This is a genomic window from Pseudomonas sp. Irchel s3b6, assembly GCF_900187415.1.
In the GTDB taxonomy this organism is placed as follows: domain Bacteria; phylum Pseudomonadota; class Gammaproteobacteria; order Pseudomonadales; family Pseudomonadaceae; genus Aquipseudomonas.
Map to the genome: position 1 here is coordinate 314,904 of NZ_FYDM01000001.1, position 17,854 is coordinate 332,757.

Genomic DNA, 17,854 nt, shown 5'->3' on the forward strand with positions numbered 1-17,854 from the left:
CAGTGCGACCTGTCTCTTCGATCAGTGCTTACCTGGCAGGAGCGCAGAAGGTGAATCGATCCGGGGGTGTGATCGAATTTTCGGGTCAAGGGGGAGGGGCGATTCCAGTTCGGTTTCTTCATTTCTCAAGTGTCGATACCAGCCGGCCATTGATCCGCAAAGGATGATGAGGGCTGCCGCTGCACAGGTGATCATTAGATAGTGCATTCAATCTCTCGCCTCAGGCGTTGTTTTTATTGTTCTGATAAAACTGGAGATTTTGTAATGGGGTGTAGCTCTATCTGTCTTTGATACTACGCTGCTTTCTGGGTCGGGCAAGGGCCTGGCTTCGGGGGCACAACGAGCCCGGCTTTTGGCATGACAGGCATCAGTCTAGCCAGCTTGCAGGTTTTTGCCTTATCCAGGCAGGTGCGTTCCAGCGTACTGGGTTGCGTTGCTTGATGGAGAGGGGGCAGGCGAACCCTGGCGATGTGGGCTACTACTGACGGGGCAAATTCTTGTTGTTCTGAATGGGGGGACGTATCGATGCGGGTTCACTGGTTTCTGGCGGCGGTCCATCTTCTGGCCTATGGCCTCGCACTCTGGGCGGTGCTGGCGCGGGGAGCGGCTTTTCGTCGAGTTACTCCGGAGGGTGGCGGTGCTCGAAATGTATTGCTGGCCGATAATGTCTGGGGCCTCTCAGCGCTCATTCTGTTGATCACAGGAGGAATGCGTGCCTTTGGCGGTTATGAGAAAGGTACGGATTATTATCTGCATCAGCCGTTGTTCCACCTGAAGCTGACGCTGTTCATCCTGATTCTGTTGCTGGAGATCGCACCCATGGTGGCGTTGATCAAGTGGCGAATTGCACTGGGCCGCAAGGGGCCGATCGATGTGGGGCGCACGCGGCTGTTTGCCCGAATCAGTCATATCGAGGCGTTGTTGATTGTGCTGATGGTCGTGGCTGCGACGGGCATGGCTCGCGCAGTGACGTTTGGCTGACGGGGGCAGGTTGGAGAGAGGCGCATAATCTTTAGCCAGCCATGGCGGTAAAGCAGGCTGGCTACTGATTGCAGTTGCCGTTCAGGGCGTCTGCGGTTTGTCCGGTGCGGTCAGGCCTGCCTGGATGCGCTGGTAGATTTCTTCTCGATGCACCGCGACGTCTTTCGGGGCATTGATGCCAATTCTGACCTGCTGGCCGCTAACGCCCAGTATGGTGATCGTAATGTCGTCACCGATGTTTATGCTTTCACCGACTTTACGGGTGAGTATCAGCATGATCTTCTCCTTGATAGCTTGGTAGGGCACCTGACTCAAACGATGCGGATGTCGGTGATACCTATAGATTAGTGCGAAGTGTCGCGGTTTGGGTGCTTCTTTCTGACGTGCAGACGCGGCATTAATTCCCGGGGTGCGACTATACAGAGGCGGCAAACATCATTCTCGTTGTTTTATGCCCTGTTTGCTTGGGTTGCGAGGCATTTTTGAGTGATAAAATCTCCGTTTTGGCATTCCGAGGGGAAAACTGTGGGCAAAATGATATGGATGATCGCGGTAGTGGCGTTGGTCGGGTGTGGTCAGCAAGCCGCGCAGGAGCCGAAAAAGCCTCGTGCACCCTTCATTTCTGCTCCGGCAGAGGCCGCTACGCAGCAATGGGATGTGCTGGTTCAAGGTCAGACTGTTCAAGCTGTCAGTGATCTCACCGGCTGGTTGATCGAGCATAGCTTTGTTTCCAGCGTCGTCACGCAGGATGGCAAACAGCGCGTGCTGGTGGGGCCTTTCAATTCAAGGGCAGAAGCTGAGGCGCGGCAGGCTGACGTGACGGCTGCCCTGATCAAGGCGAAGAAGCAGAATATTGAGGCGCTGGTGGTCGAGCACCAGATCGCTCAGTGACGCCGTCCTGAAGGGCGCTGATTGTCGTCCGTCTTGGCGTGGGGTGACGGTGTCCGGTCCTGAAACAGCGTTGCGCCTGTTTCAGGGCCGGACAGGTGAGTTGTCAGCCACACCGCTTCAGGTCGACAGGCCCGACGAACTCGTTGGCGCGCCCCATGACACATGCGACCGTCTGGTTGCGTTGCTGCTCCCAGGCCTGCACCGGGTAGGTCTTGTTCCAGGCTTCGTACAGTTGCCGGTCTTGTTTGGACAGGCGCAAACCATACTGTTTGCTCATGTAGAAGTAGGTGCGGGCGATCATGCCGCGAATGGAGGGGCGAGGCATGACTTTCTTTGCCTTGAAATCGACTTGCGTCAGGCACGAGCCATACTGGCCGGTCTGCACGGGCAGCCAGCCAAAGCTGAAGTTGCTGCGGTCCCCGTTCACCTCGCCAATGCTGGGGACCAGGTTGTGCAGGTCGGCCTCTGCACGCTGGTAGGCCGGGTCGTAGCGGGTGCAGTTCTTGCGCCCGCCCTCTTGCCAGCACTGGCGCTGGTGGCCGATTTGCCAGGCTGGAACAATGTGCTCCCATTCAATGCGTGCCGCACGGCTGGCGTTTTTGCGCGGTACGTAGCCGCAGGCTTTCAGGTCCACCCGATTGCCCGTGTACTTGCAACCACAGTAGAACTCCGTGGATTGCGGGGCATAGAGCTTCCAGGCGACCTTCTTGGCCTCGTTAAAGGTGCGTGGCGCCTGCGCGTGAGCGCTGGCCGCCACGAAGAGCAACAACAAGGCGAAACAACGAACACTCATTGACTCAATCTTCCTTCGGCACGACCCAGAAAATCTGTACGCCGCCATCGTCGCGATAAGCGAGGGTGACGTTGTCGTTCTCGGCGATCTCCTCGAGCAGACGCTCCCATTCCTCGACCGGTTCATCGGGGAAGCGGAAGATCAGGGCGGCCTTGGCTTTTTGGGCAGTCGGGGAATTGATGATTTTTTGAACGCGCAAACCGAGTCGTTCGTAGGAGCCAAGAGGGTTGGTTGCTGCTGAGGAGGTCGTGGCCACGGGATAGTCCTTATTAAGCTGTACGTGCGTACAGTATTTAACTGTAGGCATTTTCGCAACTGCTTAAAATTCAAGAAGATCCTCTGACAGCGAATTTTCCCGTTTGGTGTAAATCGGATGCAGGTTTTCTGTCGAAATGACGAAGGAGGGGGCAAGCGAGGCAGGATCACTCGCCCGGGCGGGCGAGTGAAGAGGGTGAGCGTCCGACCGGATCAGGCCGGACGCAATCAATCAGTACTCCCAGAACATCCGTTGCAGCTCTTTGCTGTCGGAGGTCTTGGTCAGGGCGACCATGGCCAGGATGCGGGCTTTTTGCGGGTTCAGGTCATGAGCCACGACCCAGTCGTACTTGTCGTCCGGCTGTTCGGCGTTGCGCAGGACAAAACCGCCGGCATTGACGTGGGAGGAGCGAATGATCTGCACGCCATCCTTGCGCAAGGCTTGCAGGGTTGGAACGACGCGCGACGACACAGAGCCATTACCGGTGCCGGCATGGATGATGGCTTTGGCGCCAGACTGGGCCAGGGCTTTGTAGGCGGTATCGCTTACGTTGCCGTAGGAGTAGGCGATTTCGACGTCAGGCAGGCTCTTGATGGTTTTGATGTCGAATTCCGAATCCATGGTGTGACGCTTGGCTGGCTGGCGGAACCAGTAGGATTTGCCTTCGACCACCATGCCCAGTGGGCCCCAGGCGCTCTTGAACGCTTCGGTCTTGATATTGACCGTTTTGCTGACATCACGACCCGACTGAATCTCGTCGTTCATGGTGACCAGTACGCCTTTGCCCCGAGCGTCTTTGCTGCCGGCAACAGCCACGGCGTTGTACAGGTTGAGCATGCCGTCGGCCGACATGGCGGTACCCGGACGCATCGAGCCGACAACGATGATTGGCTTGTCGGTTTTTTCCACCAGGTTCAGGAAGTAGGCCGTCTCTTCCAGGGTGTCGGTGCCGTGGGTGATGACGATGCCGTCGACGTCTTTGCTGTCGGCCAGTTCCGCCACGCGACGACCCAGTTGCAGCAGGTTTTCGTTGGTGATGCTCTCGGAGGCGATTTGCATCACTTGTTCGCCGCGAACGTTGGCCAGTTGGCTCAGTTCAGGGACGCCGGCGATCAATTGTTCGATCCCGACCTTGGCGGCCTGGTAGGTAGCGCTGTTGGCAGCGCTGGCGCCAGCGCCGGCAATGGTGCCGCCGGTGGCGAGGATCACCACGTTGGCCAGCTTTTGTTTGTTTTCCACTTCTTTTGCTTGCAGTGCGGTCGGCAGGAGCAGCAGGAGGGCCAAAGCGCCCGGAACAAAGGTCTTGAAGGCAGATTTCATTATTTTCTCTCTTGGTGATGACGGTGCGTCTGCAGGTTCATCCAGATACGCCCCCAGGCCGATCTGAATGCCGGGGGCCGTCTGTAAGAGCAGGATCTGTACCATTCGTCGCTGAATATGAAATATCTTTTAACTTATTGATTTATATCGAATTAATTTAGTTTGAATGAGGTCGTGGAGAAGGTCGGCGTCCGGGATCCCGACTATGTGGCGCATTCGCGTTCGGATGACCGAAAATTCATACAGTGTGCGTCGACTTATCTTGCATTTGAGGCAGGGCATCAGGGGTAAAGAAAACCCCATGCCGGCCGATAAGCCTTGAAGGATTATTTTTTCAAGGAGCTTCTATGACGGGTTCGATCGGTTTTCCATCAGGTGGCGCTATCACCTTTAACGGCAAACCCCTGGCGGTTGTCGAGACGCTGAGCAAGACAACCGCGGACGCCTCGGACGAAGCGCTCGGTACGAAGGAGGAGGGGGCTGGCAAGACGGTGCCTGGCGCGCAATTGCAGGCGGGCCAGCGTGCGGGCGCAAGCGAAAGTGAGGGCGGCGGCAATGTGGTGGTCGAGACGTTGCTCAAGCGCATGAAAGAGTTGCAGGAACTGTTGCAGCAGCAACAGGAACAACTGGCGGCTGCACAGGCCGCGTCCTACCCCACACCGGAACAAAAAGCGACCGTCGTGATGGGGCTCCAGGCTCAGATCGCCACTACCAGCGCAGCGTTGCAGCAAGTCTCGGCGGCGTTGGTCAAGGAGTTGAGCTCGGGTTCGAGCGTCGGTTCGCAGGTCAACACCATCGCCTGACTCCGTGAACGGTACGCGTCAGTGAGGCCGACTTCGTTGAGGCGTATCGTGCGGCGTGTGTGCCCCCCTGTAACCTGCGGGCGGGCTCACAAGGGGGCCTGTCAATCGTTGACAAATACCCGCAGGGTTCTCATAGTTCGGCTTACGCAAACGTTTGCGCGATCTGCCAGCGCCCAGGTTCAATGGGCTCGGCACCCCTCGTTCTCGCCCATTGAGGCGCGGGTGAACGGGTTTCAAGCGTACGCACTGCAAGCGTTGCTCACAATAATCATAAGATCGGAGTGAACCCATGAAGCTGCCATTCGCTGGACGTCTTCTCGCTGTCGCTATGCTGGCTGCCGCCTCCACCGCATTGCCCCTTTCTTCGGCTTTCGCCCAAACCCCTGAAAAACCCAAGGTCGCACTGGTCATGAAATCCCTGGCCAACGAATTCTTCCTGACCATGGAAGATGGCGCCAAGGCTTATCAGAAAGAACACCCCGCCGATTTCGACCTGGTCTCCAACGGGATCAAGGACGAAACCGACACCGCCAACCAGATTCGCATTGTCGAGCAGATGATTGTTTCCAGGGTCAATGCGCTGGTGATCGCGCCCGCTGATTCGAAAGCGATGGTGCCGGTCATCAAGAAGGCCGTCGATGCCGGTATCACGGTCATCAACATCGATAACCAGCTCGATCCGGATGTGCTCAAAAGCAAAAACATCAGCGTGCCCTTCGTCGGCCCTGACAATCGCAAGGGCGCGCGCCTGGTGGGTGAATACCTGGCCAGGCAGCTGAAGGCCGGCGACGAAGTCGGCATCATCGAAGGTGTTTCCACCACCACCAATGCCCAGGCCCGTACCGCAGGCTTCAAGGATGCGATGGAGGCCGCGCAGATCAAGGTGGTGTCGCTGCAATCCGGCGACTGGGAAATCAACAAAGGCAATCAGGTTGCCTCCTCGATGCTCAGTGAATACCCGCAACTCAAGGCGCTGCTGGCGGGTAACGACAGCATGGCCGTCGGCGCCGTGTCAGCGGTGCGTGCGGCGGGCAAGGCAGGCAAGGTGCAAGTGGTCGGCTACGACAACATCAATGCCATCAAGCCGATGCTCAAGGATGGCCGTGTGCTCGCCACCGCCGACCAGTTCGCGGCCAGGCAGGCGGTATTTGGCATCGAGACCGCACTGAAAATACTCAAGGGCGAACAAGTCGACAGCGGCACCCGCGGTGTTATCGAAACGCCGGTTGAGCTGGTCACCCAGTAATCATTCTGACAGTACAAAGGCGCTCGCCCGTCCGGGCGAGCCCATGGAGCGTTACTTATGTCAGCAAGTGCCCCGAGCGCAGTCCTTTCGGTCAGCGGTATCGGCAAGACGTATGCGCAACCGGTGTTGACCGGCATTGATCTGTCGCTGATGCGCGGCGAAGTGCTGGCGCTGACCGGTGAGAACGGTGCCGGTAAAAGCACGCTGTCGAAAATCATCGGTGGGCTGGTCGAGCCGACCACTGGCCAGATGCAATTCCAGGGAAGCGATTACCGTCCCGCCAGTCGGGCCCAGGCGGAGCAGCTGGGTATTCGCATGGTCATGCAGGAGCTCAATCTGCTGCCGACCTTGTCGGTCGCGGAAAACCTGTTTCTCGACAATCTGCCCAGCAAGGCGGGATGGATCAATCGCAAGCAATTGCGCAAGGCCGCGATTGAGGCCATGGCCCATGTCGGTCTCGACGGGATCGATCCGGACACGCTGGTGGGCGAACTGGGGATTGGCCATCAACAAATGGTCGAGATTGCCCGCAACCTGATCGGCGATTGCCATGTGCTGATTCTCGACGAGCCGACGGCAATGCTGACCGCCCGTGAAGTCGAGATGCTGTTTGAACAAATCACCCGCCTGCAGGCTCGTGGCGTGGCGATCATCTACATTTCCCATCGCCTGGAAGAGCTGGCGAGGGTGGCCCAGCGCATTGCGGTGTTGCGTGACGGTAACCTGGTCTGCGTCGAGCCCATGGCTGATTACAACAGTGAGCAACTGGTCAACCTGATGGTGGGGCGTGAGCTGGGTGAGCACATTGATCTGGGGCTGCGGACGATGGGTGCGCCGGCCTTGACCGTCAAAGGCCTGAGCCGCTCAGGCAAGGTCCGCGATGTGTCGTTCGAGGTGCGCAGCGGTGAGATCTTCGGGATTTCCGGCTTGATCGGGGCTGGGCGTACGGAGCTGCTACGGCTGATTTTCGGCGCGGATGCGGCGGACAGTGGCACGGTGGCGCTGGGTTCGCCGGCGCGGGTCGTGAGCATTCGCTCGCCTGCCGACGCGGTTGGCCACGGAATCGCGCTGATTACCGAGGATCGCAAAGGCGAGGGGCTGCTGTTGACTCAGTCGATCAGCGCCAACATTGCCCTGGGTAACATGCCGGGCATTTCCAGGGGCGGCATCGTCAACGCGGGTGACGAGGCGGCGCTGGCCCGGCGTCAGATCGACGCCATGCGCATTCGCAGCTCCAGCCCCGGGCAGTTGGTCAGCGAGTTGTCGGGCGGCAATCAGCAGAAGGTCGTGATCGGTCGCTGGCTTGAGCGCGAGTGTTCGGTGCTGTTGTTCGACGAGCCGACTCGCGGTATCGATGTGGGCGCCAAGTTCGATATTTACGCATTGCTCGCAGCGCTGACGCGTCAAGGCAAGGCGCTGGTGGTGGTCTCCAGTGACCTGCGCGAGCTGATGCTGATTTGCGACCGTATTGGTGTGCTGTCCGACGGGCGTCTGATCGACACCTTCGAGCGCGACAGCTGGACCCAGGATGACTTGCTTGCCGCTGCGTTTGCCGGCTACCAACAACGTGATGCGTTGCTCAATGAAGCAGCGCCAAGGAATTTCCCATGACAACTGCACTGTCCGCCGGCAACCGCAGCGGCAACTTTTACGGCCTCGGTACTTACTTGGGGCTGGCCGGTGCCCTGCTGGCGATGATTGCGCTGTTCTCGGTCCTGAGCAGCCATTTCCTTTCCTATGACACCTTCAGCACCCTGGCCAACCAGATCCCGGACCTGATGGTGCTGGCGGTCGGCATGACCTTCATCCTGATCATCGGCGGCATCGACCTGTCGGTGGGTTCAGTCCTGGCCCTGGCGGCATCGACGGTCAGCGTGGCGATTCTCGGCTGGGGTTGGAGCGTCCTCCCGGCAGCGCTGCTGGGCATGGCGGCGGCGGCATTGGCCGGGACCCTTACCGGTTCGATCACCGTGGCCTGGCGCATTCCCTCGTTCATCGTGTCGCTCGGGGTGCTGGAAATGGCCCGTGGTGTTGCCTACCAGATGACCGGCTCGCGCACGGCCTACATCGGCGATGCCTTCGCCTGGTTGTCCAACCCGATCGCCTTTGGCATTTCGCCCTCGTTCATTATTGCGCTGCTGATCATCTTCATCGCCCAGGCAGTGTTGACTCGCACCGTGTTTGGTCGTTACCTGATCGGGATCGGCACCAACGAAGAAGCCGTGCGATTGGCGGGCATCAATCCCAAGCCTTATAAGATTCTGGTATTCAGCCTGATGGGCTTGCTGGCCGGTGTCGCAGCGCTGTTCCAGATCTCGCGCCTGGAAGCGGCGGACCCGAATGCCGGTTCCGGTCTGGAGCTGCAAGTCATCGCGGCGGTGGTAATCGGCGGCACCAGCCTGATGGGCGGTCGCGGTTCAGTGATCAGCACCTTTTTCGGTGTCCTGATCATCTCCGTACTGGCGGCGGGGCTGGCGCAAATCGGTGCGACGGAACCCACCAAGCGCATCATCACTGGTGCGGTCATCGTGGTCGCGGTGGTGCTGGACACCTATCGCAGCCGCCGCGCAAGTCGACGGAGCTGAGCCATGGCAACGATTAAGGATGTGGCGGCGCTTGCGGGTATTTCCTACACCACGGTTTCCCATGTGGTGAACAAGACGCGACCGGTCAGTGAAGAGGTGCGGTTGAAAGTCGAGGCCGCCATCGAGCAACTCGACTACGTGCCCAGCGCGGTCGCCCGTTCGCTGAAAGCGAAAAACACCGCGACCATCGGCCTGTTGGTGCCTAACAGCCTCAACCCCTATTTCGCGGAGCTGGCCCGGGGTATCGAGGACCACTGCGAGCGCAATGGCTATTGCGTGATCCTCTGCAATTCCGATGACAACCCGGACAAGCAGCGCAGTTACTTGCGCGTGTTGCTGGAGAAGCGCATCGACGGGTTGATCGTGGCTTCGGCCGGGGGAGATAGCAGCCTGGCCCAAGGGTTGGCGGGGGTGCGCACGCCGATGGTGATCGTCGACCGAGGCCTGGAAGGGGTCAATGCGGACCTGGTGCGCATTGACCATGAATACGGCGCTTACCTGGCGACCCGGCATTTGCTGGAGCTGGGTCATCGCGATATTGCCAGCATTGGCGGCCCGGCGCATACCAGTGTGGCCCGGATGCGCCAGGCCGGTTTCTGCCGGGCGTTGCAAGAGGCGGGCATCGAGGTCTTGCCCGAGCGAATGCTCGAAAGCGATTTCACCAGCACCGGTGGTTACAACGCGGCCGCGCGGCTACTGGCGAACAATCCACCCAGCGCGATCTTTGCCGGCAACGACATGATGGGTATCGGCGTGCTGCGCGCGGCGGCCGAGCGCAATATCCGAGTGCCCAGCGAGCTCTCGGTCATCGGTTTCGACGATATCCAGATGAGTCGTTATGTCTACCCGGCGCTGACCACCGTGGGCCAGTCAATCCTGCAGCTGGGTGAAATGGCGGCAGAAGTGCTTTTGCGACGGATCGCGACTCCCGAACGGGCGACCGATCAGCGGATCGTGACGCCCAGCATTGTCATGCGCGAATCGACTGCACCGTTGTCCGGTGTATTCGACCAATACCGTTGAAGCGAATTGATGAGTACTGATGTATGCCAGCAAGCGTAGTAGTCGTAGGCAGTCTGAATATGGACCTGGTGACCCGTGCCCCGAGGTTGCCGCGTGGCGGTGAGACACTGATTGGCGAGTCGTTCGCCACTGTGTCGGGAGGCAAGGGGGCCAACCAGGCGGTTGCATCGGCCAGGCTCGGTGCGCAGGTCTCGATGATAGGTTGCGTCGGTGAAGACGCCTATGCTGGCCAGTTGCGCGCGGCGCTGCAGGCTGAACAGATCGATTGCCGGGCGCTGAGCTCGGTCGAAGGTTCCAGTGGCGTGGCGCTGATTGTGGTCGATGACAGTGGCCAGAACGCCATTGTGATCGTCGCTGGCGCCAACGGTTTGCTGACCCCTGGTGTGATTGCCGGCTACGACAGCGTGCTGGAGGCCGCGGACGTGATCGTCTGTCAGCTGGAAATACCGATGCACACGGTGGGATATGTCCTCAAGCGCGGGCGTGAGCTGGGCAAGACGGTCATCCTCAACCCGGCACCGGCCAGCGGCCCATTGCCGGCTGACTGGTTTTCCTGCATCGACTACCTGATTCCCAACGAAAGCGAAGCCTCGGCACTGAGCGGCTTGCCGGTGGACTCCCTGGAGAGCGCCGAAAGGGCGGCCGGGCAACTGATCGCCGCGGGTGCCGGCAAGGTCATCATCACCTTGGGTGCCCAGGGTTCACTGTTCGCCAACGGGCAAGGCTTTGAGCACTTTGCAGCGCCCAGGGTCAAGGCCATCGATACCACGGCGGCCGGCGACACCTTTGTCGGTGGTTTTGCCGCGGCGCTGGCGTGCGGCAAAAGTGAAGCAGATGCCATTCGCTTCGGTCAGACCGCCGCCGCCCTGTCGGTGACGCGGGCGGGTGCACAGCCTTCGATCCCTGCTTTGTCCGACGTACAGGCCTTTAAAGCATCATGAAGAAGACACCTCTGCTCAACGTAGCGCTGTCGCGGCTGATCGCGTCGCTGGGGCATGGCGACATGCTCGTGATCGGCGATGCGGGCTTGCCGGTGCCCCCCGGTGTCGAATTCATCGACCTGGCCCTGACTCAGGGCATTCCGGATTTCGTCAGCACCTTGCGTGTCGTGTTGAGTGAAATGCAGGTGGAAAGCCACGTGTTGGCCGACGAAATCCTGCTCAAACAGCCGCCTGCGCTACAAGCTCTCGACGAGTTGACCGCGACGGCGATGCTGGGCACTCGACAGTTACTCAGCCATGACGCGTTCAAGCACCTGACTCGACAGGCGCGCGCGATAGTGCGCACGGGTGAATGCCAGCCGTACTGCAACATCGTGCTGGTTGCCGGGGTGACGTTCTAGCCCGCCCAAAAAGGATCTATCCACGCACAAGGAGTGCACTATGCATCGCTATGCTCAACGACTGCCTCACCTGATCCGGAGCCTGCTGCTTTTGTCCCTGCTCACTGCTACAGGCGCCCACGCGGCGCAGAAAATCGACTTGATCATCGATACCGACCCGGGTGCCGACGACGTGGTGGCGTTGCTGTTTGCACTGGCTTCGCCGGAGACTTTGAACGTTCGCGCGCTGACCACCGTGGCCGGTAACGTGCGCCTGGACAAGACCTCGCGCAATGCGCGGCTGGCCCGTGAGTGGGCAGGGCGCGAAGACGTGCCGGTCTATGCCGGTGCGCCGAAGCCGCTGATGCGCACACCGATCTATGCCGAGGATATTCATGGCAAGGAAGGCTTGTCCGGTGTCGCGGTGCATGAGCCCAAGGCCGGACTTGCCGAAGGCAATGCCGTCAGCTACCTGGTCGACACCTTGCGAGCGGCCAGGCCTCACAGCATCACCATCGCCATGCTGGGGCCGCAGACCAACCTGGCATTGGCGCTGATCCAGGCGCCGGAGATCACTCAGGGCATCAAGGAGGTGGTGATCATGGGCGGTGCGCACTTCAACGGCGGCAATATCACGCCGGTGGCCGAGTTCAATCTGTTTGCCGACCCGCAGGCGGCTGAAGTGGTGCTCAAGAGCGGTGTGAAGCTGACCTATCTGCCGCTGGACGTGACCCACAAGATCCTCACCAGCGATGCCCGGCTCAAGCAGATCGCGGCACTGAACAATCATGCCAGCAAGCTGGTGGGCGGCATCCTCAACGAGTACGTCAAGGGCGACATGGAGCACTGCGGCATGTCCGGTGGCCCGGTGCATGACGCGACGGTCATTGCCTACCTGCTCAAGCCTGAGCTGTTTAGCGGTCGGGCAGTCAACGTGGTGGTCGACAGCCGTGAAGGGCCAACCTTCGGCCAGACCATCGTTGACTGGTATGACGGCCTGAAAGCACCGAAGAATGCGTTCTGGGTCGAAAGCGGTGATGCGCAAGGTTTCTTTGATCTGCTGACCGAGCGCCTGGCTCGCCTCAAGTAAGTCTGGCCCCGCAGGTGTGAGCCTGCGGGGTTCTACGTCTGTCCGGTGTGCATGACGCCCTTGTGGTCGGCGGGGTGCTTGTCGAATATCTGTTCGATGAAGCGTTGCGCGGCTTGGGTCCCCAGTTCCTTGACCAGCAGGTCGATACCAATGATCGCCAGTTCTTCCGGGCTGCCCGGGCTATAGGAGCAGTGGCCTTCAGGCCAGCTGGCCTTGATGTCGGCGTCGATGTGCACGGTGCTCATGGGTATCTCGCGAAGTCGGGATAGTCAGTGGATTGAGTTAAGCATTTTGCGCGACGTTTGGCACTGCGACTTAGGCATGAATGTGCAGCTATGCGACACTTGGACATCTACCGATGTCGAGGAAAAGGCTGTGCAGATTGATTTGAGTACCCCGGACGGCTTGACGCTGGAGGCCGTGCGCCAGCTATTGGCGTCTGCCAGCGATGAGCAGCACACCCAGTTGAGGGTTACGCGCTCGGGTATTGCCTACATTTCGTCGGGCGCCGTGGGCGGGACGGATATCGACGGGCTACTGTTTCGGCTGGAGACTTGGGCCAAGGGCTCGGGCTACGTCGGCGCGGTCGCGGCCAGTGACGCGGTGTGGGTGATGCAGATCTTCAACGCCTTGAAGCAGAACTGGCCCAATCCTCCCTTTGACTACATCGATATCTACTGAGCCCTGTTCATATTCAGTCACATTGTGGGCTGAACAGGTGCTTCTGGCTCAGGCAAACTTGCACGTTTGGCGCGTAAGAGGGCAGGGTAGTGGTCGTGACCATGAAACCAAGCCCCTGAACGGTTGTCGCAGGCATTCAGTTTAAATTTTTTGAAAAAAGGAGGCGTCATGCCTTGGAAGCTCGTGTCATTGGGTACATTGCTGGCTGCTGTCATGTTGACCGGTTGCAGCACCACCTCCGAGAAGGCAAAAGACCCCGTGGTGGCCCAGGCGGGCAGCGGTCGCTGTGATGCAAAGGCTGCCGAATTTGCCTTGGGCAAGAAGGCTTCGCCGCAATTGCTGGAAGAGGCCCGTACGCGCTCTGGCTCGCAGAATGCCCGGATCCTCAAGCCTCACGATATGATGACCCTGGAGTACCGCTCCGATCGTTTGAACCTGAACACCGATGCCAACCTGGTGATTACCCGGGTCAATTGCGGCTGATCGCTTCAGGTTTTTGTAGCGCCCATAAAAAACCCCGTCACATGGACGGGGTTTTTTTAGCGCGCCGAGAAATTACTCTGGGCGAACCTGTGCAGCTTGCATACCCTTTTGGCCTTTCTCAGCCACGAAGGAAACGGTCTGGCCTTCTTTCAGGCTTTTGAAACCGTCGCTTTCGATAGCTTTGAAGTGTACGAACAGGTCGTCACCGCCACCTTGAGGAGTGATGAAGCCGAAGCCTTTTTCATCGTTGAACCATTTGACGGTGCCGGTTTGGCGATTAGACATGGTGTATCTCCAAGAAACATATATTTTCAGTAGTACTGTGCTGCTCAGGCCAACTGGGCACACCGGGGTATCATAGTCGAAATGTTCGACTTGGAACCCCCCCAGCAGCACTGTTTGCCAACCCATCGCATGTTATTTCGCCCTGAAAACCGCTGAAACCCCCTGTTTACGGGGGGTTGAGGCAAAAATAAAAGCGATAAAAAAAGCTGTAAAAGCTGTGTAATTTGTTGGTTTTGGCCGGTTTCCGGCCTTTTTTTGACCGTCCTGAGCGTCAAGACACCCTGCCGAAGCCGGTGTTATTTAGCCTTGCAGACGGCAATGGCGGCCTGCGCCTTGGCAACGAGCTGGGGTGATGGCGGGGTCTGCTTGCTCATCAATTGGCCGATTTCTTCGGTCGTGAGTTTTTCGTTGAGCTGGTCTGCACCGCAGGCGCAATGCTTCTTGGCGTTTGCCTCGCCGATGGTCTGGGCCGCGGCAGGGGTGCAATCCTTCATGAATGCGTCGCGCGTTCCGGCAGGCCAGGCTGCCTGTGCACTGAGCGGAAGCAACATGATCAGTGGGGCGACAAGGGCGAAAAGGCGGGTAAGGCGCATGGCAGGAACTCCTCGAGGTCGATAAGTGGTGCGATTCTCAGCCTATTTGAGGCTCGGCGTACATGCCAAGTTCATTTTTCCGCGGCACGCCCTCTGAATCGGTGCTTTGCGCGACGACCGCGCAGCCATGACCGTTCATCTGTGCTAGCATCCCGAGCTTGGGTGTTTTCAGGCGCCGGATGATCCGTTCTCCGTTCGCGGTCGATACCCGAATAACCCTGATTTGATCTCCAGTCACTCTGGTTCGGTTTCCGGTTGGCCGCAAGGCTCCTGCCGCTGTAAGGCAGGCGTTCATCATTGAATGGCCTGGGCTGAATCGCGTACTGGCTGCTCATCCCAACCCACGTGACCTTTGGTAGGGGTCACCACTAGGAGAGGAGGCGCCATGCCCACTATTACTCTTCCCGACGGCAGTCAACGTTCGTTCGATCATCCGGTTTCCGTAGCCGAGGTCGCCGCATCCATTGGTGCAGGCCTGGCCAAGGCCACCCTGGCCGGCAAGGTCAACGGCCAGCTGGTCGATGCCTGCGATGTCATCGACGGCGACGCCACCCTGCAAATCATCACGCCCAAAGACGAAGAGGGGCTGGAGATCATTCGCCACTCTTGCGCGCACCTGATTGGCCATGCGGTCAAGCAGCTGTACCCGACGGCGAAAATGGTGATCGGTCCGGTCATCGATGAAGGCTTCTATTACGACATCGCCTACGAGCGTCCTTTCACTCCGGACGACCTGACGGCCATCGAACAGCGCATGCACCTGCTGATCGAGAAAGATTACGACGTCATCAAGAAAGTCACTCCGCGTGCCGAAGTGATCGACGTATTCACCCAGCGTGGCGAAGACTACAAGCTGCGCCTGGTCGAGGACATGCCGAACGAACAGGCCATGGGTCTGTACTTTCACGAAGAATATGTCGACATGTGCCGCGGTCCGCACGTGCCGAACACCCGCTTCCTGAAGTCCTTCAAGCTGACCAAGCTATCCGGCGCCTACTGGCGCGGTGATGCCAAGAACGAGCAATTGCAGCGCGTTTACGGCACCGCCTGGGCGGACAAGAAGCAACTGGCCGCTTACATCCAGCGTATCGAAGAAGCCGAAAAGCGCGACCATCGCAAGATCGGCAAGCGTCTTGGGCTGTTCCACACCCAGGAAGAAGCGCCGGGCATGGTGTTCTGGCACCCGAACGGCTGGACCCTGTACCAGGTGCTCGAGCAGTACATGCGCAAGGTTCAGCGTGAAAACGGCTACCTGGAGATCAAGACTCCGCAAGTGGTTGACCGTAGCCTGTGGGAGAAATCCGGGCACTGGGCCAACTACGCCGAGAACATGTTCACCACCGAGTCGGAAAGCCGCGACTACGCCATCAAGCCAATGAACTGCCCTTGCCACGTGCAGGTGTTCAACCAGGGCCTGAAAAGCTACCGCGAGCTGCCAATGCGTCTGGCCGAGTTCGGTGCGTGCCACCGTAACGAGCCGTCGGGCGCGTTGCACGGCATCATGCGCGTGCGTGCCTTCACCCAGGACGATGCCCATATCTTCTGCACCGAAGAGCAGATGCAGGCCGAATCCGCTGCCTTCATCAAGCTGACCATGGATGTCTATGCCGACTTCGGCTTCAAAGACATCGAGATGAAGCTGTCCACTCGTCCGGAAAAACGCGTCGGTTCCGATGAGTTGTGGGATCGCGCAGAAACCGCATTGGCCGCAGCCCTAGACAGTGCGGGCCTGCCGTACGACCTGCAGCCGGGCGAGGGTGCTTTCTACGGTCCGAAAATCGAGTTCTCGCTAAAAGATTGCCTTGGCCGTGTCTGGCAATGTGGTACCTTGCAGCTCGATTTTAACCTGCCGATCCGTCTGGGAGCCGAATACGTCTCCGAAGACAACAGTCGCAAGCACCCGGTCATGTTGCACCGGGCGATCCTGGGTTCCTTCGAGCGTTTCGTCGGGATTCTGATCGAGCATTACGAGGGCGCGTTCCCTGCGTGGCTGGCTCCGACCCAGGCAGTGATCATGAATATCACTGATAAACAGGCAGATTTTGCAGCTGAAGTTGAAAAAACTCTCAACCAAAGCGGTTTTCGTGCCAAGTCTGACTTGAGAAATGAAAAGATCGGCTTTAAAATCCGCGAGCATACTTTGCTCAAGGTTCCCTATCTCTTGGTTATTGGAGATCGGGAAGTCGAGATGCAGACTGTCGCTGTGCGTACTCGTGAAGGTGCTGACCTGGGCTCGATGCCCGTCGCCCAGTTCGCTGAGTTCCTCGCGCAAGCGGTTTCCCGGCGTGGTCGCCCAGATTCGGAGTAATTATTATTAAGCGTGAAATGAGACAAGATAAACGAGCTGCACCGAAAGCCCCGATCAACGAGAATATCTCGGCACGCGAGGTTCGGTTAATTGGCGCTGACGGCGAGCAGATTGGCATCGTCTCGATTGATGAAGCGCTTCGTATTGCTGAAGAAGCCAAGCTTGATCTGGTAGAAATCTCCGCCGACGCAGTCCCACCGGTTTGCCGTGTGATGGACTACGGCAAGTCGATCTTCGAAAAGAAGAAGCAGATTGCAGCGGCGAAGAAAAACCAGAAGCAGATTCAGGTAAAAGAAATCAAGTTTCGTCCAGGGACGGAGGAAGGGGATTACCAGGTAAAACTGCGCAACCTGGTACGTTTCCTGAGTGATGGGGACAGGGCCAAGGTATCCTTGCGATTCCGCGGCCGTGAGATGGCCCACCAGGAGCTGGGGATGGAACTCCTCAAGCGGGTTGAAGGTGACCTGCTCGAGTACGGTTCGGTCGAACAGCATCCTAAGATGGAAGGACGCCAGCTGATCATGGTCATCGCCCCGAAAAAGAAGAAGTAATCAACAGGGCACGGCAGGCCTTCTGATTATGTTTATCAACTGAATGCGGAGTATCCGAACATGCCAAAGATGAAAACTAAAAGTGGTGCTGCTAAGCGGTTTCTGAAAACTGCTAACGGTATCAAGCACAAGCACGCTTTCAAGAGCCACATCCTGACCAAAATGTCGACCAAGCGTAAGCGTCAACTGCGCGGTAGCAGCTTGCTGCATCCGTCTGACGTGGCAAAAGTCGAGCGCATGCTGCGCCTTCGTTAATTTTTGGTTAAGAATAGAGGAAGTAACTCATGGCTCGTGTAAAGCGTGGCGTCATTGCCCGTAAACGTCACAAAAAAATTCTGAAACTTGCTAAAGGCTACTACGGCGCTCGCTCGCGCGTATTCCGTGTTGCCAAGCAAGCGGTAATCAAGGCAGGCCAATACGCCTACCGTGACCGTCGTCAGAAAAAACGTCAGTTCCGCGCTCTGTGGATCGCTCGTATCAACGCTGGTGCTCGTATCAACGGTCTGTCCTACAGCCGTTTCATCGCCGGCCTGAAAAAAGCGTCCATCGAGATCGACCGTAAGGTTCTGGCTGATCTGGCAGTGAACGAAAAAGCGGCGTTTGCTGCGATTGTCGAGAAAGCTAAAGCCACCTTGGCTTAAGTA

The 17,854-nt window shown here is 58.5% G+C and carries 23 protein-coding genes; 16 read left to right on the plus strand and 7 right to left on the minus strand.

The window, feature by feature from the left end; translation table 11 throughout:
- Positions 1-525 precede the first annotated feature (525 nt).
- Positions 526-981, plus strand: a complete 456-nt coding sequence (locus CKW07_RS01400) for a DUF2214 family protein (protein ID WP_095143245.1) — start codon at positions 526-528, stop codon at positions 979-981.
- Between the two features lie 81 nt (positions 982-1,062).
- Here CKW07_RS01400 and csrA read toward each other — a convergent pair whose 3' ends face one another.
- Positions 1,063-1,257 carry a carbon storage regulator CsrA gene (gene csrA / locus CKW07_RS01405; protein WP_007938114.1) on the minus strand — a complete coding sequence of 65 codons (195 nt, stop codon included), beginning with the start codon at positions 1,255-1,257 and terminating at the stop codon, positions 1,063-1,065.
- A gap of 249 nt (positions 1,258-1,506) precedes the next feature.
- Between csrA and CKW07_RS01410 the strand changes: the two genes are divergently transcribed.
- Positions 1,507-1,872 carry a penicillin-binding protein activator LpoB gene (locus CKW07_RS01410; protein ID WP_095143593.1) on the plus strand — a complete coding sequence of 122 codons (366 nt, stop codon included), beginning with the start codon at positions 1,507-1,509 and terminating at the stop codon, positions 1,870-1,872.
- Positions 1,873-1,975: 103 nt separating this feature from the next.
- Here the strand turns inward: CKW07_RS01410 and CKW07_RS01415 are convergent, their stop codons facing one another.
- The 3 genes from CKW07_RS01415 to CKW07_RS01425 form a co-directional block, all read right to left on the minus strand.
- The gene (locus CKW07_RS01415; protein ID WP_095143246.1) at positions 1,976-2,665 is read right to left on the minus strand and encodes an endonuclease; all 690 of its coding nucleotides are present in this window, start codon (positions 2,663-2,665) and stop codon (positions 1,976-1,978) included.
- Between the two features lie 4 nt (positions 2,666-2,669).
- Complete coding sequence (locus tag CKW07_RS01420; protein ID WP_095143247.1) at positions 2,670-2,972, minus strand: DUF1654 domain-containing protein; 303 nt, start codon at positions 2,970-2,972, stop codon at positions 2,670-2,672.
- Positions 2,973-3,152: 180 nt separating this feature from the next.
- Positions 3,153-4,241 carry an asparaginase gene (locus CKW07_RS01425; protein WP_095143248.1) on the minus strand — a complete coding sequence of 363 codons (1,089 nt, stop codon included), beginning with the start codon at positions 4,239-4,241 and terminating at the stop codon, positions 3,153-3,155.
- A 347-nt stretch (positions 4,242-4,588) separates the two neighbouring features.
- Between CKW07_RS01425 and CKW07_RS01430 the strand changes: the two genes are divergently transcribed.
- From CKW07_RS01430 to CKW07_RS01465, 8 genes are all read left to right on the plus strand, one after another.
- Entirely contained in the window at positions 4,589-5,044 is a 456-nt protein-coding gene (locus tag CKW07_RS01430) for a hypothetical protein (protein ID WP_095143249.1), read from the plus strand.
- 289 nt (positions 5,045-5,333) lie between these two features.
- On the plus strand, positions 5,334-6,290 hold the full coding sequence (locus CKW07_RS01435) for a sugar ABC transporter substrate-binding protein (protein WP_095143250.1): 957 nt from the start codon (positions 5,334-5,336) through the stop codon (positions 6,288-6,290).
- Between the two features lie 57 nt (positions 6,291-6,347).
- On the plus strand, positions 6,348-7,901 hold the full coding sequence (locus tag CKW07_RS01440) for a sugar ABC transporter ATP-binding protein (RefSeq protein WP_095143251.1): 1,554 nt from the start codon (positions 6,348-6,350) through the stop codon (positions 7,899-7,901).
- Entirely contained in the window at positions 7,898-8,875 is a 978-nt protein-coding gene (locus tag CKW07_RS01445; RefSeq protein ID WP_095143252.1) for an ABC transporter permease, read from the plus strand. Before CKW07_RS01440 ends, CKW07_RS01445 begins: the two co-directional genes overlap by 4 nt.
- Before the next feature lie 3 nt (positions 8,876-8,878).
- Complete coding sequence (locus CKW07_RS01450; protein ID WP_095143253.1) at positions 8,879-9,898, plus strand: LacI family DNA-binding transcriptional regulator; 1,020 nt, start codon at positions 8,879-8,881, stop codon at positions 9,896-9,898.
- 23 nt (positions 9,899-9,921) lie between these two features.
- Positions 9,922-10,839, plus strand: coding sequence for a ribokinase (gene rbsK, locus CKW07_RS01455; protein WP_095143254.1), 918 nt, complete (start codon positions 9,922-9,924; stop codon positions 10,837-10,839).
- The gene (rbsD, locus tag CKW07_RS01460) at positions 10,836-11,240 is read left to right on the plus strand and encodes a D-ribose pyranase (protein ID WP_095143255.1); all 405 of its coding nucleotides are present in this window, start codon (positions 10,836-10,838) and stop codon (positions 11,238-11,240) included. Before rbsK ends, rbsD begins: the two co-directional genes overlap by 4 nt.
- 40 nt (positions 11,241-11,280) lie before the next feature.
- Entirely contained in the window at positions 11,281-12,309 is a 1,029-nt protein-coding gene (locus CKW07_RS01465) for a nucleoside hydrolase (RefSeq protein WP_095143256.1), read from the plus strand.
- Positions 12,310-12,341: 32 nt separating this feature from the next.
- Here CKW07_RS01465 and CKW07_RS01470 read toward each other — a convergent pair whose 3' ends face one another.
- Positions 12,342-12,554, minus strand: coding sequence for a hypothetical protein (locus tag CKW07_RS01470; RefSeq protein WP_095143257.1), 213 nt, complete (start codon positions 12,552-12,554; stop codon positions 12,342-12,344).
- A gap of 130 nt (positions 12,555-12,684) precedes the next feature.
- Here CKW07_RS01470 and CKW07_RS01475 point away from each other — a divergent pair, with 130 nt between their 5' ends.
- Together CKW07_RS01475 and CKW07_RS01480 are read left to right on the plus strand one after the other, a co-directional pair.
- On the plus strand, positions 12,685-12,990 hold the full coding sequence (locus tag CKW07_RS01475) for a hypothetical protein (RefSeq protein ID WP_095143594.1): 306 nt from the start codon (positions 12,685-12,687) through the stop codon (positions 12,988-12,990).
- A gap of 168 nt (positions 12,991-13,158) precedes the next feature.
- Positions 13,159-13,473 (plus strand): I78 family peptidase inhibitor, encoded by a 315-nt coding sequence (locus CKW07_RS01480; protein ID WP_095143258.1) that lies wholly within the window; start codon positions 13,159-13,161, stop codon positions 13,471-13,473.
- A gap of 72 nt (positions 13,474-13,545) precedes the next feature.
- On the opposite strand, the gene CKW07_RS01485 is transcribed toward CKW07_RS01480, so the two are convergent.
- A complete protein-coding gene (locus tag CKW07_RS01485; protein ID WP_003179963.1) occupies positions 13,546-13,758 on the minus strand; it encodes a cold-shock protein in 213 nt (70 codons plus the stop codon).
- Between the two features lie 296 nt (positions 13,759-14,054).
- The gene (locus CKW07_RS01490; RefSeq protein ID WP_095143259.1) at positions 14,055-14,351 is read right to left on the minus strand and encodes a hypothetical protein; all 297 of its coding nucleotides are present in this window, start codon (positions 14,349-14,351) and stop codon (positions 14,055-14,057) included.
- A gap of 385 nt (positions 14,352-14,736) precedes the next feature.
- Between CKW07_RS01490 and thrS the strand changes: the two genes are divergently transcribed.
- Genes thrS through rplT form a run of 4 tightly spaced genes read left to right on the plus strand, consistent with a single transcriptional unit; the run spans position 14,737 to position 17,851 of the window.
- Positions 14,737-16,659, plus strand: coding sequence for a threonine--tRNA ligase (thrS, locus tag CKW07_RS01500; RefSeq protein ID WP_095143261.1), 1,923 nt, complete (start codon positions 14,737-14,739; stop codon positions 16,657-16,659).
- The gene (infC, locus tag CKW07_RS01505; protein WP_169843736.1) at positions 16,659-17,210 is read left to right on the plus strand and encodes a translation initiation factor IF-3; all 552 of its coding nucleotides are present in this window, start codon (positions 16,659-16,661) and stop codon (positions 17,208-17,210) included. The genes thrS and infC overlap by 1 nt, the downstream gene beginning before the upstream one ends.
- A gap of 60 nt (positions 17,211-17,270) precedes the next feature.
- The gene (gene rpmI / locus CKW07_RS01510; RefSeq protein WP_002553160.1) at positions 17,271-17,465 is read left to right on the plus strand and encodes a 50S ribosomal protein L35; all 195 of its coding nucleotides are present in this window, start codon (positions 17,271-17,273) and stop codon (positions 17,463-17,465) included.
- 29 nt (positions 17,466-17,494) lie between these two features.
- The gene (rplT, locus tag CKW07_RS01515) at positions 17,495-17,851 is read left to right on the plus strand and encodes a 50S ribosomal protein L20 (protein ID WP_007905879.1); all 357 of its coding nucleotides are present in this window, start codon (positions 17,495-17,497) and stop codon (positions 17,849-17,851) included.
- Positions 17,852-17,854: the final 3 nt, after the last annotated feature.

Excerpts from the sequence above, each read along its gene's own strand:
- CKW07_RS01490 (WP_095143259.1), bottom strand. The coding sequence starts at position 14,351 with ATGCGCCTTACCCGCCTTTTCGCCCTTGTCGCCCCACTGATCATGTTG.
- CKW07_RS01450 (WP_095143253.1), top strand. The coding sequence starts at position 8,879 with ATGGCAACGATTAAGGATGTGGCGGCGCTTGCGGGTATTTCCTACACC.
- rpmI (WP_002553160.1), top strand. The coding sequence starts at position 17,271 with ATGCCAAAGATGAAAACTAAAAGTGGTGCTGCTAAGCGGTTTCTGAAA.
- CKW07_RS01465 (WP_095143256.1), top strand. The coding sequence starts at position 11,281 with ATGCATCGCTATGCTCAACGACTGCCTCACCTGATCCGGAGCCTGCTG.
- CKW07_RS01480 (WP_095143258.1), top strand. The coding sequence starts at position 13,159 with ATGCCTTGGAAGCTCGTGTCATTGGGTACATTGCTGGCTGCTGTCATG.
- CKW07_RS01420 (WP_095143247.1), bottom strand. The coding sequence starts at position 2,972 with ATGCCTACAGTTAAATACTGTACGCACGTACAGCTTAATAAGGACTAT.
- CKW07_RS01435 (WP_095143250.1), top strand. The coding sequence starts at position 5,334 with ATGAAGCTGCCATTCGCTGGACGTCTTCTCGCTGTCGCTATGCTGGCT.
- CKW07_RS01430 (WP_095143249.1), top strand. The coding sequence starts at position 4,589 with ATGACGGGTTCGATCGGTTTTCCATCAGGTGGCGCTATCACCTTTAAC.
- rbsD (WP_095143255.1), top strand. The coding sequence starts at position 10,836 with ATGAAGAAGACACCTCTGCTCAACGTAGCGCTGTCGCGGCTGATCGCG.
- CKW07_RS01470 (WP_095143257.1), bottom strand. The coding sequence starts at position 12,554 with ATGAGCACCGTGCACATCGACGCCGACATCAAGGCCAGCTGGCCTGAA.
- CKW07_RS01440 (WP_095143251.1), top strand. The coding sequence starts at position 6,348 with ATGTCAGCAAGTGCCCCGAGCGCAGTCCTTTCGGTCAGCGGTATCGGC.
- CKW07_RS01400 (WP_095143245.1), top strand. The coding sequence starts at position 526 with ATGCGGGTTCACTGGTTTCTGGCGGCGGTCCATCTTCTGGCCTATGGC.
- rplT (WP_007905879.1), top strand. The coding sequence starts at position 17,495 with ATGGCTCGTGTAAAGCGTGGCGTCATTGCCCGTAAACGTCACAAAAAA.
- CKW07_RS01425 (WP_095143248.1), bottom strand. The coding sequence starts at position 4,241 with ATGAAATCTGCCTTCAAGACCTTTGTTCCGGGCGCTTTGGCCCTCCTG.
- thrS (WP_095143261.1), top strand. The coding sequence starts at position 14,737 with ATGCCCACTATTACTCTTCCCGACGGCAGTCAACGTTCGTTCGATCAT.
- csrA (WP_007938114.1), bottom strand. The coding sequence starts at position 1,257 with ATGCTGATACTCACCCGTAAAGTCGGTGAAAGCATAAACATCGGTGAC.
- CKW07_RS01415 (WP_095143246.1), bottom strand. The coding sequence starts at position 2,665 with ATGAGTGTTCGTTGTTTCGCCTTGTTGTTGCTCTTCGTGGCGGCCAGC.
- rbsK (WP_095143254.1), top strand. The coding sequence starts at position 9,922 with ATGCCAGCAAGCGTAGTAGTCGTAGGCAGTCTGAATATGGACCTGGTG.
- CKW07_RS01445 (WP_095143252.1), top strand. The coding sequence starts at position 7,898 with ATGACAACTGCACTGTCCGCCGGCAACCGCAGCGGCAACTTTTACGGC.
- CKW07_RS01485 (WP_003179963.1), bottom strand. The coding sequence starts at position 13,758 with ATGTCTAATCGCCAAACCGGCACCGTCAAATGGTTCAACGATGAAAAA.